The sequence below is a fragment of the Aureimonas sp. AU22 genome, assembly GCF_001463745.1.
Classification (GTDB): Bacteria; Pseudomonadota; Alphaproteobacteria; order Rhizobiales; family Rhizobiaceae; genus Aureimonas.
Map to the genome: position 1 here is coordinate 97,492 of NZ_BBWJ01000014.1, position 14,081 is coordinate 111,572.

General features: G+C 68.9%; 11 protein-coding genes. 4 read left to right on the forward strand and 7 right to left on the reverse strand.

The window, feature by feature from the left end; translation table 11 throughout:
* Position 1: 1 nt before the first annotated feature.
* The 7 genes from AUL34_RS05260 to AUL34_RS05290 all read right to left on the reverse strand — a co-directional run bounded on the left by AUL34_RS05260 (position 2) and on the right by AUL34_RS05290 (position 7,777).
* Complete coding sequence (locus AUL34_RS05260) at positions 2–1,384, reverse strand: deoxyribodipyrimidine photo-lyase (protein ID WP_061931914.1); 1,383 nt, start codon at positions 1,382–1,384, stop codon at positions 2–4.
* 32 nt (positions 1,385–1,416) lie between these two features.
* The gene (locus AUL34_RS22520; RefSeq protein ID WP_061931916.1) at positions 1,417–2,154 is read right to left on the reverse strand and encodes an ABC transporter permease; all 738 of its coding nucleotides are present in this window, start codon (positions 2,152–2,154) and stop codon (positions 1,417–1,419) included.
* Positions 2,151–3,089, reverse strand: coding sequence for an ABC transporter ATP-binding protein (locus AUL34_RS22525; RefSeq protein ID WP_061931918.1), 939 nt, complete (start codon positions 3,087–3,089; stop codon positions 2,151–2,153). The genes AUL34_RS22520 and AUL34_RS22525 overlap by 4 nt, the downstream gene beginning before the upstream one ends.
* Positions 3,086–4,240, reverse strand: coding sequence for an ABC transporter permease (locus tag AUL34_RS05275; protein ID WP_061932249.1), 1,155 nt, complete (start codon positions 4,238–4,240; stop codon positions 3,086–3,088). Before AUL34_RS05275 ends, AUL34_RS22525 begins: the two co-directional genes overlap by 4 nt.
* A gap of 258 nt (positions 4,241–4,498) precedes the next feature.
* Entirely contained in the window at positions 4,499–5,050 is a 552-nt protein-coding gene (locus AUL34_RS05280; RefSeq protein WP_192845692.1) for a DUF4166 domain-containing protein, read from the reverse strand.
* A 28-nt stretch (positions 5,051–5,078) separates the two neighbouring features.
* On the reverse strand, positions 5,079–5,504 hold the full coding sequence (locus AUL34_RS05285) for a thiol-disulfide oxidoreductase DCC family protein (RefSeq protein WP_061931922.1): 426 nt from the start codon (positions 5,502–5,504) through the stop codon (positions 5,079–5,081).
* A gap of 101 nt (positions 5,505–5,605) precedes the next feature.
* A complete protein-coding gene (locus tag AUL34_RS05290) occupies positions 5,606–7,777 on the reverse strand; it encodes a TonB-dependent siderophore receptor (protein WP_061931924.1) in 2,172 nt (723 codons plus the stop codon).
* A 196-nt stretch (positions 7,778–7,973) separates the two neighbouring features.
* Here AUL34_RS05290 and AUL34_RS05295 point away from each other — a divergent pair, with 196 nt between their 5' ends.
* From AUL34_RS05295 to AUL34_RS05310, 4 genes are all read left to right on the forward strand, one after another.
* The gene (locus AUL34_RS05295) at positions 7,974–8,897 is read left to right on the forward strand and encodes a class I SAM-dependent methyltransferase (protein WP_061931926.1); all 924 of its coding nucleotides are present in this window, start codon (positions 7,974–7,976) and stop codon (positions 8,895–8,897) included.
* Positions 8,894–9,634, forward strand: coding sequence for a pseudouridine synthase (locus AUL34_RS05300; protein ID WP_061931929.1), 741 nt, complete (start codon positions 8,894–8,896; stop codon positions 9,632–9,634). Before AUL34_RS05295 ends, AUL34_RS05300 begins: the two co-directional genes overlap by 4 nt.
* A gap of 111 nt (positions 9,635–9,745) precedes the next feature.
* Positions 9,746–10,885: an efflux RND transporter periplasmic adaptor subunit gene (locus AUL34_RS05305; RefSeq protein ID WP_061931931.1), complete on the forward strand. Its 1,140-nt coding sequence runs from the start codon at positions 9,746–9,748 to the stop codon at positions 10,883–10,885.
* Positions 10,882–14,037, forward strand: a complete 3,156-nt coding sequence (locus tag AUL34_RS05310) for an efflux RND transporter permease subunit (protein WP_061931933.1) — start codon at positions 10,882–10,884, stop codon at positions 14,035–14,037. The genes AUL34_RS05305 and AUL34_RS05310 overlap by 4 nt, the downstream gene beginning before the upstream one ends.
* The last annotated feature ends 44 nt before the right edge of the window (positions 14,038–14,081 follow it).

Sequence of the window (14,081 nt, forward strand, 5' to 3'; positions counted from 1 at the left end):
CTCAGGACTTGCCTTCCGCCTTCGCCAGCTTCTCCACCGTGGCGACATAGGCGTCGGCGTCGAACTTCTTGAGCGTCGCCGGGCCGAGATAGCGGATGCTGCCGAAGATCGGGCGCCGGCCCCAGGGGCGGTCGTGCAGGCCGAAGAGCCAGGCGATGTTGGTGAAGGAGTTGGCGTCGCGCCCGTCGAGGAAGTAGCGGTTGTTGAGGCGCAGGGCCGTGCGGAACGCTTCCTCCGGAGAGGGCGACCACTCGACGATCTTCTTGCCCCAGTACATGCGCAGCTGGTTGTGCATGAAGCCGGTCTCGCGCATCTCGCGCATGGCGGCGTTCCAGTAGTGGTCGTGCGTCTCGCCCGCCGCCAGCTGCTTTTCGGAATAGACGTGCTCGCGCTTGTCGCCCGCGTGCTCGCCCAGGGTCTTGCGGCACCAGTCGGGCAGGCAGGCGTAGTCGTCGTAGCGCTCCTCGTAAAAGATGTGGTTGAGCGCGAGCTCGCGCCGCACGATCAGCTCCTCCAGGTACGACGCCTTGTCCTCGTCGCCGCCGGTCTTCGCTTCCCGCACGGCGAGCGCGATCTCGAGCGAGCCGATCTGGCCGAAGTGAAGATAGGGGCTCATGTGCGAGGCGGCGGCCGCCTCCGGCTTGTTGCGCGTCGTACCGTATGTCGCGAAGGATTTGCCGAGGAAGGCCTTGAGGCGTTTTCGCGCCTCGCCCTGACCGCCCCGAAAGCGCTTCACGCCGCCGATCTTGTGATCGACGTTCATCGACGCCACAAGCTTGGCGGGGTCGGAGAGGTCGAGGCGGCTCTTCGGCACGTCCGCCCGTTCCTTGCGCTTCACGCGCCGCTCGGAGAGGGGCTGAAGGAACTCGTCCCAGAGGCGGTGGATCTTCGGTCGCAGCGTGCGCGCGGCGTATTCATGCTTGGGCGAGGCGGTCTCGACGGGGACGACCACCTCGGTCTCGATCTGGTGCAAGGGGCAGTCGATGGCGGCCGCGAGCTTGCGCCGCCATTCCTTCTCGATCCGCAGATAGCCCCGGTCGCAGACGGTCAGCGCGGCCTTCTTCGAGAGCGACAGCGCGACCTCGTCCGGGCTTCCCAGCGCGCCATGGAACGTCACATGCCGTTTGGCGAGGTCCGCCTCCACCTCGGCCAGACCCTCCACCATGAAGTGGTAGTGGCGCGCGTTGCCGTCGGGGAACACGTCGGTCATTCCGAAGACGCAGACAAGCGGCAGGTCGAGCTCGTTCGCCCGGTCGATGGCGTATTCCAGCGCATGATTGCCGTGGGCACGCTTGGCGGCCTGCATCCAATAGAGGACATAGGCGCCGCCTTCGCGCGGCTCGCCCTCTTTCAGCATGCGGATGCGTTGCGGCTGGATTGTCATGCCACGGGTCCTTGGAAGTGAGACGGGTTGGGTCAGCCGCGACGCGGCACGGCAAGGCGGCGTTCGAGAAGGGTGAGGGCGTCGAAGGAAAGAACGGCGAGAAGGCCGACGATCACCGCGCCCTGCACCACGAAGGCGATGTTGTTCGACAGAAGCCCCGCGATGATCACCTCGCCGAGCGTCGGCGCCCCGACCGTCGAGCCGATCGTCGCGGTGCCGAGCCCGACCACGACCGACAGGCGAAGGCCCGAGACGATCAGCGGCAGGGCGAGCGGCAGTTCCACCCGCCACAGACGCTGCCAGGGCGTCAGCCCGACGCCGCGCGCCGCCTCGATCACCGGCGGTCCGGCGGCGTTGAGGCCCGCGACGGCATTCTCGAAGATCGGCAGGAGACCGTAGAGAAAGAGCGCGATGACGGTGGGCGCCACCCCGAAGCCGACGGCGGGTACGGCGAGGGCCAGGACGGCGACCGGCGGAAAGGTCTGCCCGACATTGACGATGCTGCGCGACAGGGGAAGGAAGTCCGCGCCGAAGCGCCGAGTGACGAGGATCGCGAGCCCCGTCGCGACCACGAAGGCGGCGGCGATCGCGGCGAGCACGAGTTCCACATGGCTGAGCGTCAGGGCGAACAGGCTCGTCTGGGTGTAGACCGGCGGCGCGCCGTTGCCGGCGAGGGACGCCAGAAGCGGCGCGAACGCCTCCGGCGCGAACAGGGCGGCAGCCAGAAGCACCAGCGCGGCGGCGCGCGCAAGGGGGGCGGCGAGCCTCACGCCGGACGGGCCGCGCTCTGGATCAGAGCGTCGCGGCGGATGATGCCGGCGGGAAGCCCGCGCTCGTCGAGCACAGGAGCGGCCTCCCGGCCCGACCAAAGGAGTTCCGCCAACGCATCGCGGCGGTTGAGGCCGCGCGCCAGCGGCGCGCCCGGCGCTTCGCCGGGCTCGAGCAGAGCATCGATCGCCTCCACCGCCAGAAGCCGAAGTGCCCGGTCGCCGCTGCCGACCATCTCCTCCACGAAGCCGTCGGCGGGCCGCGCCAGGATCTCGGACGGGCTCGCGCACTGGACGACGCGCCCGCCGCGCATCACCGCGATCCTGTGACCGAGGCGGATCGCCTCTTCCATGTCGTGCGTCACGAGGACGATGGTGGTTTCTGTTGCCCTTTGAAGGGTCTCGAGATCGCTCTGCGCTTTCGCGCGAATGATCGGGTCGAGCGCGCCGAACGGCTCGTCCATGAGGAGGATGTTGGGCCTGGCCGCCAGAGCCCGCGCGACGCCGACGCGCTGCTGCTGCCCGCCGGAAAGCTCGTGCGGGAAGCGGTCGGCGAAGTCGCGCGCCGGCATCTGGAAGAGATCGAGAAGCTCCGAGACGCGAAGGCCGATCTCGCGATCGCTCCAGCCAAGGAGGCGCGGCACGGTGGCGATGTTCTGCCCCACCGTCCGGTGCGGAAACAGGCCGTGGTTCTGGATGACGTATCCGATGCGGCGACGCAGGAGCGGACCGGGCACCGACCGGATGTCGGCGCCGTCGATGCGGATCTCGCCGGCGGTCGGCTCGATCATGCGGTTGATCATCCGCATCAACGTGGTCTTGCCGGAGCCGCTGGTTCCGACCACGGCCATCACCGTGCGCGGCTCGATCGTCAGGGACACGTCGTCCACGACGGGCGCGCCGTCGTAGCGTTTGGTGACGCCGCGGATCTCTATCATGGCGCGTTCCCCTTGCGGGCGATGGTGGCGACGTCGGTGGCGGCATCGAGAACGATGGCCGAGGCGAAGGCGAGGGCGACCGTCGGCAGGGCTCCGAGAAGCACGAGGTCGGTGGCGTTCTGGCCCAACCCCTGGAACACGAACACCCCGAACCCGCCGCCGCCGATGAGGGCCGCGACGGTTGCAAGGCCGATGTTCTGCACGAGCACGATGCGGATCCCCGCGAGGATCACCGGCAGGGCGAGCGGAAGCTCGACGCCGACGAGACGCTGGCGCCGCGTCATGCCGATGCCGGTGGCGGCGTCACGCGCGGCGTCCGGAACGGCGGCGAGCCCCGCCAGCGTGTTGGCGACCACGGGCAGCAGCGAATAGAGAACGAGCGCGACGAGAGCCGGCGCTGCCCCGATGCCGCGCACGCCGATGGCGGCGGCTCCCGGCACGTGGAGTGCGATCCAGCCGAGCGGGGCGATCAGCAGCCCGAACAGCGCGATCGATGGCACGGTCTGCACGACGTTAAGGACCGCAAGGGCCGGCGCGCGCACGGCCTGAACACGCCAGGCCACCAGCGCGAAGGGCACGCCGAGGGCGACGGCGATGCCCATGGAGCCGAAGGCCAGCGCGAGATGGCGCAAGGCCTCCTGCGCGAAGGTCTCGCGCCGCACGGCATATTCGCGCATCACCGAAAGGCCGTCGAAGTAGCCGGTGCCGAGAAGGGCCGCGATGGCGGCGCACACGGTGAGGAGGAGGCCCAGCCGAAGCGCGGGCGTGGGGCTTAGTCGCGTCAGCGCGTCGGTGGCCAACAGCGCGAAGGCGGCGAGCGACGTCCAGAAGCCCGACCCCGGCGAGACGCGGGCATAGGGATTCGACGGCGCAGCGAGGTGGCGGGGAGCGAGCCCGACCGCCAGAAGCAACCCTGCAAGACCCGCCAGCGCACCGGCGAGGCGCCAGGCGGGTGGCAGGCGCAGGGCGCCGAGGCCGGCCAGTGCGATCAGAGCCACCAGCAATGCCGTTCCGGTTCCAGGCGGCAAGGCTCCGAGGAAGCCGTGCGGCACCCCCGGCACAATCCGGTTCGCCTTGGCGATCGCGAACGGGAGAGCCAGAAGCGCGAAGGCGAGAAGGAGCGCGGCCGGCACGCCGACCTTGTCGGGCATCAGGCAAGCGGGACCGCGGCTGTGCACGTCCAACTGCGCCCGCGCGTCCGGTGCTCCGGCTTCGCCGGGCGGCGCTCGGGCAAAAAGGACGGCCATCGCTTCTGTCTCCGGTGCTCGTCGCAAGGTCCGCGCCTCGGGGGCACGTCCTGTTCGATACACGCGGGTTCCCGCGCCACCTAAAGGTTATGGGGCACGGAACCGATTCGTCACGGACTTGGTCCACCTTGCGACCGCATGGCGCGGCTCGGATGGATGTTTCTACGCATCGCCATCGGGCGGCGGGAGCGAAAGCCGCCCACGATAGGCGACCAGAAGGCCGACGAACGGCGCATGGATCGAGACGTCAAAGGCGAAACAGCCTTGCTCGCTCGCCTCGAACGCTTCGCCGTGTGGCAAGAGCCAAGCGGGGAGGGGCACGCCGAAAACGCTGCCCTTGCTTGGAATGATCTGCAAACGGCCGCTTTCGACGAGAAGAACGGACCCGACGCTCACAGGCCCGAAGCCTTCGAAGAGAAGGCGCGCGTCGCCCCTCTTGCCGGCCCACTGGGTCGATCGAAGACGGGACCTGCCGAAGTCGCGTGTCCAGGTTTCACCCAACGCGGTTGGCGTGACCGTCACGCTCAAGGGAACTGCGATCCCCGGCGGAGGAAAACCGAAGAGCGCGGCGAGGAGGCGTGCCAGGGCCCCGCCGCCTTGCCGGATGTCGCATGTGCCGACCCAGCGACGCTCCGCTTGCGTGTCGTGGAAATCGCGCAGTTCGACCGGAAGGGCTTCGAACGCGGTGCCCAGCACCTGACGATAGGGGGGCACGCCCCTTTCCATCACACGCCCCTTTCCCTCAAAGGATGCGGCTTCTCTGCGCGGGCTCGGGGATCCAGCACGTCTCGCGCTTGCCGAATAGGCGATAGCGGTTGCGGGCGACCCAACGATACACCGAGTCGCGCAGCGGCCTCGGCACTAGACGGAAGACGGTCAGCAGCTTCCAGGGGAAGCCGAGCGTCTCGTAGATGCTGAGGACCGCATCGCTGTCGCGGCGCAGGCGATCACCATCGACGATGATCATCGTCGAGGGAGCATTCGGGTCCATGCCGTGCCGTCGATACAGCGCTTGTCCCACATCCCCTTGCATCGAGGCGAGGCGGAAATGACCAGCCTTGTCGTGATCGAGGACGAACTGAGCGTTGGCCGAACACAGAACGCATTCGGCGTCGAACAGGATGATGGGGCCTTCCGGCGGCACGGGTGCGATGGACCGACGGTCCATGATGGGCGCCTTTTCCTCTGGGCGTCCGCGCGATTCGCGAGCGCGGCGAGCGATATTCAATCTACCCCAAGCCACCTCGCCCTCAAAGGATCCCGTCTCGATCAGAACCGAAAGCGGAGGGAGCCGATGACGTCGCGGCCCTGCTCGCGATAGCAGTAGCCGTTGTTGCAGAGCGAGGCGCGGTTGTCGAAGATGTTGTTGGCGTTGATCTGCGCGCGGATGCCTTCGAGCTTCGGGTTCGCCGCGCCGAACTCATAGGAGACGGCTGCGTCGATCAGGATGCGCCCATCGTTCTCGCGCGTGTTGGCATCGTCGGCCGCCGTGGCGCCGAGGAACCGGCTGCCGAGGCCGAGGCCAAGGCCCTCCGCCACGCCCGACTGCACCTCGTAGTTGCCCCAGAGCGAGACCTGGTGCTCGGGAATGCCGGCCACCTGGTTGCCGACATTGTCGCCATCGGTGAAGGACAGGTCGGTGTAGGAATAGGCCGCGACGAGGCTGAGCCCTTCCGCCAGGGCGGCATTGGCCTGAAGCTCGAAGCCCTGCGAACGGACGGCTCCGGTCTGGACCTGGAAGAAGCCGGACGTATTGACCGGATCGGTGACCAGAAGGTTGTTCTGCTCGATCCGGAACAGGGCCGCGTCCACGGTCAGGGCGATCCAGTCCGGCGCGTACTTCACGCCCACTTCAACCTGCTCTCCTTCCGTCGGGTCGAAGGCCGAGCCGTCGAAGGCCGTGCCGACGGTCGGCGCAAAGGAGGTCGAGTAGTTGGCATAGGGCGTGATGCCGTTGTCGAAGAGATAGGACAGCCCGACGCGGCCGGAGAAGTTGCGATCCTCGGCGCGCACCGTGGCGGACGGGTCGTTGTTGTTGAAGGTGTCGGTGTCGAGCCAGTCGTAGCGACCGCCGACGGTGAGGACAACACGCTCGTATTCGACCTGGTCCTGAAGGTAGAGGCCGATCTGGCTCTGATGCGTCGTCGTGTTGGTGAGATTGTGCGACGTCGGCCCCTCGATGGGCTGCTGGCCGTAGTTGCGGGTGACGAGGTTGAGATCTGGCGCCGTCGTCCCGCCATAGCGGTATTGCCCGTCGAAATAGGTGTAGTCGAGGCCGCCGAGAAGCGTGTGGCTGACGGCGCCCGTCTCGAACTTGCCCTCGACCTGGTTGTCGACGGCGAACCCGTTGGCGTCGTCAAGGATCTCGCCGGCGCTTCGGTAGGCCGACAGCCCATCGGGGTTGATGCCGAGAACCGAGGTGAAGCGCATGTCCGTGCGGATCGACTGGTAGCGCAGGTTCTGCCGCACCGTGACGTTCTCGTCGAAGCGGTGCTCGAACTCGTAGCCGACGCGGCCCTGTTCCTGATCGAGGTCGCGGAAGCGTGGGTCGCCCTGCTCGATGTCGGTGATGCGCGCGTCCGGGGTCGTGAAGAAGCCGCGCCCGCCGCCGGACTTGGTGTCCGTGTACTCGCCGAGGAAGGTGAAGTGCGTGTTGCGGTCGTCCGAGCGCAGGGTGAAGGCCGGGGCGATGTAGGTGCGGTCGTCGCGCGCGGCCACGAACTCGGTATCGGCCGAGCGCTTGATGCCGGTGATGCGGTAAAGGACGTTGTCGTTTCCGGCCAGCGGACCGGAGGCGTCGAAGTTCGCCTGGTAATGGCTGTCGGTGCCGATCTGGCCGACGACCTCGCGGAAGGGCGCGTCGGTCGGGCGCTTCGACACGAGGTTGACGATGCCGCCCGGCGCGGAAGCACCGTAGAGGACCGAACTCGGACCCTTGAGGATCGAGACGCCCTCCAGCCCGTAGGGCTCGTTGCGGAAATAGGCGAAGGAGCCGCCGAGCGAGCGGAGCCCGTCGCGGTAGTAGCCCGTGTTGGCGACGTTGAAGCCACGAACATAAAGGGTGTCGAAGGCCGGGTCGAAGCCGAAGGCGCCGGCGCGCACGCCGGCCGTGTAGCGTGCGGCCTCTACCAGCGTCTGGACGTTGCGGTCGTCGAGTTCCTGACGCGAGACGACGGAGACGGCCTGGGGCACCTTGCGCAGGTCCGTGTCGGTCTTGGTGCCGACGCGCGCCTCGCGCCCGACGTAGCCTTCCGTCCCGAGGCCGCCGCCGACCCCAACGCCCTCGGCCGCCGCGCCGCCCGAACCCGCGCCCGCACCCTCGACGACCACGGTGTCGAGAACCACGTCCTGCGCGAGGGCCGGGGCCGCCGTGACAAGGATGCTGCAGCCGAGGAGCGCGGCGCGCCGCAGGGAACGGAGAGGGGTCGACGGAAGCGGCATGGCGGGACGGCCTTCGATCTGTGGCAATTTCGTGGCCGGTCGTTTCAAATATGACTGTGGGAGTCAAGTATGAACCTGCAAGGGATGCCTCCGCGGCTGGGGACGGCCGGTCCGTTCCGTGCCTTTCGAAAACCTCGCTGCCGCCATCGCCCGCCGTGGCTTCCGGCTTCGGGTGCAAAACTGCTAAGGGGGCGCGGTGAGCGATATCCATTCCTTCATCCCCCGGAGTGCCGTCTACGGCGCGCCGCCCTCCGATCTCGTCGCGCTGCCGGACGACGCCGTACAGGTCTCGCCGCTTCGGCCCGGCTCGGCCGCGATCGAAAGCCTGCCCGACGCCAGGCTCGAAAGCATCGTGGTCGCAGCGCCGCCGGGCTCGATCGAGCGCCGCTACGTGCTGGCCCATGCCCTGCGCGCGCTGGCGCCCGGCGGCGCGCTCACCGTGCTTGCGCCCAAGGACAAGGGTGGACAACGCCTGCGGGGCGAACTGGAAGCCTTCGAGTGCTACGTCGCGGAGCGGTCCAAGGCCCGCCAGCGCATCTGCAGCGTTGAGCGGCCGGACGCCCTGGCGGGGCTGGAGGAGGCGATCGCGGCCGGAGCGCCGGTTCTGGTCGAGGAGATCGGGCTCCAGTCGCAGCCCGGCGTCTTCTCCTGGAACCGCGTCGATCCCGGCACCGCGCTGCTTCTCGATCGTCTGCCGAAGCTTGCCGGGCAGGGCGCCGATCTCGGCGCGGGTCTCGGCATCCTGGCCAAGGCCCTGTTGGCCACACCTGCTGTCGAGGTTCTGACCCTCGTCGAGATCGATCGCCGGGCGGTGGAGGCGTCGCGCCGCAACGTCGCCGATCCGCGCGCCCGTTTCCTCTGGGCCGACGCGCGTTTGACGGGGCTCGCCGATCTCGACTTCGTGGTCTCCAACCCGCCCTTCCACGCCGAGGGCATCGAGGATCGCGCGCTGGGCCAGGCCTTCATCACGGCGGCCGCGCGGATGCTGCGGCGCTCCGGGACCCTGGTCCTCGTCGCCAACCGGCACATGCCCTACGAGGACACGCTGCGCGCCGCCTTCCGCTCCATGACGGTGCTCGCCGACGAGGCCGGCTACAAGATCATCGAAGCGCGCAAATGACGAAGGTCCCGACCGCTCGTCTCGACAAGCTTCTGGCCAACCTCGGCTATGCCTCGCGCCGGGAGATCCAGCTTCTGGCGAAGAACGGGCGCATCCGCCTGGACGGCGAGGCTCTCGTGCGGGCCGACGAGCGCATCCGGCTGACGCCGGATCTCGAAACCCGGCTGGTCGTGGACGGCGAGCCGCTGGATCCGCTGCCGGGTTTCGCGCTCATGGTCCACAAGCCGCTCGGGGTCACCTGTTCCCACAAGGAGGCGGGGCCGCTTGTCTACGAACTCCTTCCGGCGCGCTGGCGGCGGCGCGATCCGGCGATCTCGACGGTCGGCCGCCTCGACAAGGAGACGTCCGGTCTCCTCCTGATGACCGACGATGGGGCGCTGCTCCATCGCATCATCTCGCCGAACCGGCACGTGCCGAAGCTCTATCGCGCTCATCTCGCGCGGCCGCTGACGGGCGGGGAGGGCGATCTCTTCGCCGCCGGAACGTTGATGCTGGAGGGCGAGGACAAGCCGCTGAAACCAGCCGAACTGACCGTGGTCGGCCCGCAGGAGGCGCTGCTCCAGGTGCACGAGGGGCGCTACCACCAGGTGCGGCGTATGTTCGCGGCCGCCGGCAATCATGTCGAGGCCCTGCACCGCGAGGCGATCGGCGCCCTGGCGCTGCCGGCCGATCTGGCGCCGGGCGAGATCCGCCGGCTGACGCAGGACGATCTGGCGGCGATCTTCGCCGCCGGCTGATCCCGTCTCGGGCGGCGGTTGACGCCGGGGCGCGCCAACACGATGTCACGTTGACGCCACCCTTTCGCGCTCTGGGTGGCCCAGCTTTCGAATCGCATCGGATACAGACACATGGCCGCAAGGCTTCGCAGGGTTCTGACGGGCCTCCTCGTGCTCGGCCTCGGCGCGGGCGCCTATCTCGCGCTCGATCGCGGGGCCGAACGCTCGGACGCAGCGGTCATGACCCCGGCGGCGCGCGAGGCCGGCCCGGTGGAACTCGCATCCTTCGAAGTGGAAGAGGTGGCCGTGCGCGACTTCGCGCGCACCGTCGCGGTGTCCGGTCCCGCACGCCCGATCCGCCGCGCCATGGTCACCGCCGAGGTGACGGGCCGGCTGCTGGAGGTTCCGGTCGACGTCGGCCAGCCCGTGAAGGCCGGCGATGTGCTGGCCCGTTTCGATGAGACCCTTCTGCGCTCGGCCCTATCGGCGCGTGAGGCGACGCTGGAAGCCCGGCGCTCGGAGATCCGGCTGGCCGAATGGACGCTCGAGCGCCGCGAGCAGCTCGGCACGCGCGGCATCACCTCCGATGCCGATCTCCTGAGCGCCCGCTCGCAGCTCCTGAACCTCCAGGCCCAGGCCCGCGCGCTGGAAGCCGAGGTGGCGGATGCACGAAAGGGCTTGGAGGACGCGGTCGTCACCGCACCCTTCGACGGCGTGGTCGCATCGCGGGCCGTGGAAGCGGGCCAGACGGTCGGCCTCAATGCCGAACTCCTGCAACTGGTCGATATGTCCACGGTCGAGGTCGCGGCCAGCGTGCCCACCAGCCGCATCAGCGACATCGCGATCGGCCAGGTCGCGCGCCTGCGCTTCGAGGGTGTCGGCGAACGCGTCTTCGAGGGGCGCGTGGCGCGGATCGCGCCGGAAGCCGAGACGGGGTCGCGCGCCATCACGGTTTTCGTCACGCTTCCCAACACAGACGGCGCGATCCGCGGCGGCATGTTCGCCGTCGGCGAGATCGCGGTGGAGACGATGGAGAGGGTGGTCGCCTTGCCGCCCGCCGCCATCCGGCAGGACGAAGCGGGTGCCTTCGTGCTTGCGGCCCGCGACGGCAGGCTGGAGCGACAGGCGGTCGAGACGGGCGCCGATCTGCCGCGCGAAGGGCTGGTCGTCGTTCGATCCGGCGTCGCGGCGGGCGAGACGGTGGTCGTCGCGCCGCTTCCCGATCTGAAGGCCGAGACGGCGGTGACGATCGAGGGCGCCGGCCCCGCATGATCCTCACCCGCATCAGCGTCGCCCACCCGGTCTTCGCCACGATGATGATGGCGGCGATCGTGGTGATCGGCCTGTTCTCGTATGGCCGGCTCGGCCTCGACCAGTTCCCGGACGTCGATCTGCCCGTGGTGGTGGTCGCGACGACCTATTCCGGTGCCTCGCCGGAAACGGTGGAGTCCGAGATCACCCGGCCGGTGGAGCAGGCGGTCAACACGATCGGCGGCGTCGATCGCGTGACCTCGCAGAGCTTCGAGGGCCGGTCGCTGGTGATCGTCGAGTTCACGCTGGAGACCGATTCCCGCACCGCCGCGCAGGAGGTGCGCGACCGCGTCTCGCGTCTCGAGGCAGGCTTTGCCGACGGCATCGACACGCCCCAGATCACGCGGTTCAATCCCGACGACCAGCCGATCCTGTCGCTCGCCGTGTCCTCGGGGACGCGCACGCTGCCCGAACTCACCTCCATCGCCGATCAGGTCATCACGCGCCGGCTCAACGTGGTGGAAGGCGTTGGCCAGACGGCGATCGTCGGCGGCGCCGAGCGGCAGATCCAGGTGCTCCTCGACCCCGACCGCATGGAGGCCTTCGGTGTCGCGCCGGCCGGCGTGATGGACGCCATCCGGCGCGAGAACCAGGACATCGCGGCCGGCACGCTGACCGCCGGCATCACCGGGCGCAACGTCACGGTGGAAGGTCGGATCGCCGATGCCGCAGGCTTCGAGCGCATCATCGTCACGTCCGACGGCGGGGCGCCGATTCGTCTCGCGGACGTCGCCACCGTGCGCGAGGGCGGGGCCGAGCTTACCAGCCGCGCGAGCTACAGCGGCGTGCCGGCGCTCGGCGTCGACGTCGTGAAGGTGCAGGGCGCCAATACGGTGGAGGTGGCGCGCGCACTGCGGGTCGAGATCGCCAAGCTCGCTACCGAACTGAAGGCGCAAGGGGTGGACCTCGCCGTCTCGCGCGACAACTCGCGATCGATCGCCGCGCAGGTCGCCGACGTGCAGCGGACCTTGATCGAGGGCGCGCTCCTCACCGTCGCGATCGTCTTCCTGTTCCTGAATTCGTGGCGCTCCACGGTCATCACCGGTCTGACCCTGCCGATCTCGGTGATCGGCACCTTCGCCGTGATCCACGCCCTCGGCTTCACGTTGAACACGATGACGCTGTTGGCGCTGTCGCTCGCCATCGGCATCCTGATCGACGATGCGATCGTGGTGCGCGAAAACATCACGCGCCATCTCCACATGGGCAAGTCGCACCGCCAAGCCGCGATCGACGGCACGGAGGAGATCGGGCTTGCGGTGCTGGCGACGACGCTTTCGATCGTCGCCGTGTTCTTGCCCGTCGCCTTCATGGGCGGCATCATCGGGCGGTTCTTCCTCGAATTCGGCGTCACGGTCGCGGTGGCGGTCCTGATCTCGCTCTTCGTTTCCTTCACGCTCGACCCGATGCTTTCCAGCGTCTGGTACGATCCCGCCTCGCAGCCGAATGCCCGTCGCGGTCCGCTGGGCCGCCTCGTCGCCCGCTTCGACCGGGGTTTCGAGCGCCTCGCCGCGCGCTACGCCGGCGTGATCCGCTGGACGTTCCGGCACCGGGTGATCACGCTGGGGGCGATCCTCGTGACCTTCGCCGTCAGCCTGGCGCTCGTGCCCCGCATCGGCGCCGAGTTCGTGCCGGCTGGGGATACCGGCGAGTTCACCGTGACGATCGAGACGCCGGAAGGCTCCTCGCTCGACTATACCGCGCGCAAGGTGGCCCAGGTCGAACGCGTGATCGCCGCCGTGCCGGAGGTCGCAACCTACTATTCCACCGTCAACGCGGCGGCCTCGCGCGGCTTCAACTCGGCCGGCGTCGCGGTGACGCTGGTGCCGATCGCGCAACGCACGCGCGCCACGATGGATCTGGCCGAGCCCTTGCGCGAGCGCCTGTCTCGCATCGCGGGGCTCAAGATTTCCGTCAATCAGCCCTCGCTCGGCGGGGGCGGGGGCGGGGGCGCGGATGCCAAGTCGCTTCAGGTCTCGGTGCTCGGCGAGGGCGAAGCGGAGCTGAAGCGCCTTTCGGACGAGATCATCGCGCGGCTTCGCGCGATCCCCGGTGCCGTCGAGATCGAATCGACGCTCGACGACGAGCAGCCGACGCTGGCCGTGCGCATCCGCTCCGAGGCCGCGAGCGACCTCGGCGTCTCGCTCCAGGCGATCGGCGACACGCTGCGCCCGCTGGTGGCGGGCGATGCCATTTCGGTCTGGAACGCGCCGGACGGGGAGACCTACGACGTTCTGGTCCGGCTTCCCGAAACCGGCCGCGAGCGCGCGGCGCAGCTTCGCGAGCTGCGCGTCGCCTCCAGCCGCCAGGACGCGAACGGACGCCCGATCCTCGTCTCGCTCGATCAGGTCGCCGACGTCGTGGACAGCGTGGCCCCGTCGTCGATCAACCGGCGGGACCTGTCGCGCGAGGTCCGCATTTCGGCCAATGTCGAGGGACGGGCGCTGGGCGAGGTGGTGTCCGACCTCCAGCGCGAGATCGCGAGCCTCGATCTTGCGCCAGGCTACCGCGTGACGTTCGGCGGCGAGGCCGAGGACATGGCAGAGAGCTTCGGCTACGCGGTCCAGGCCCTGGGGCTCGCGGTCATCTTCATCTACCTCATCCTCGCCTCGCAGTTCGGCTCCTTCATCCAGCCGCTCGCGATCATGACCTCGCTGCCGCTGTCGCTGATCGGGGTGCTGCTCGGGCTTCTGGCGACCGGCTCGACGCTCAACATCTTCTCGATCATCGGCTTCATCATGCTGATGGGCCTCGTGACCAAGAACGCGATCCTGCTCGTCGACTATTCCAACCAGGCGCGCGCGCGCGGTGCCTCGTTGCGCGACAGTCTGGCGGAGGCCGGCCAAGTGCGCCTGCGGCCGATCGTGATGACGACGCTCGCCATGATCTTCGGCATGCTGCCGCTGGCGCTGGGCCTCGGCGAGGGCGGCGAGCAGCGCGCGCCGATGGCGCATGCGGTGATCGGCGGTCTCCTCTCCTCGACCGTGCTGACGCTGATCTTCGTGCCCGTGGCGCTGACCTACCTCGACGGGTTCGCCCGGCGTCTGCGTCCCTGGCTCCCGCGCTCGGCGGACGACGCCCATCCGCGGGAAGCGGCGAGCCCCGCCGAATAGGGTGCCGCAAGACGGAAACGTTTCGCGCAAAGGCGTGTACACGC

Bases quoted from the DNA above. Each gene is read 5' to 3' on its own strand.
- AUL34_RS05300 (WP_061931929.1), top strand. From the start codon at position 8,894: ATGACGAAGGTCCCGACCGCTCGTCTCGACAAGCTTCTGGCCAACCTC.
- AUL34_RS05305 (WP_061931931.1), top strand. From the start codon at position 9,746: ATGGCCGCAAGGCTTCGCAGGGTTCTGACGGGCCTCCTCGTGCTCGGC.
- AUL34_RS22525 (WP_061931918.1), bottom strand. From the start codon at position 3,089: ATGATAGAGATCCGCGGCGTCACCAAACGCTACGACGGCGCGCCCGTC.
- AUL34_RS05285 (WP_061931922.1), bottom strand. From the start codon at position 5,504: ATGGACCGTCGGTCCATCGCACCCGTGCCGCCGGAAGGCCCCATCATC.
- AUL34_RS05290 (WP_061931924.1), bottom strand. From the start codon at position 7,777: ATGCCGCTTCCGTCGACCCCTCTCCGTTCCCTGCGGCGCGCCGCGCTC.
- AUL34_RS05275 (WP_061932249.1), bottom strand. From the start codon at position 4,240: ATGCCCGACAAGGTCGGCGTGCCGGCCGCGCTCCTTCTCGCCTTCGCG.
- AUL34_RS05260 (WP_061931914.1), bottom strand. From the start codon at position 1,384: ATGACAATCCAGCCGCAACGCATCCGCATGCTGAAAGAGGGCGAGCCG.
- AUL34_RS05310 (WP_061931933.1), top strand. From the start codon at position 10,882: ATGATCCTCACCCGCATCAGCGTCGCCCACCCGGTCTTCGCCACGATG.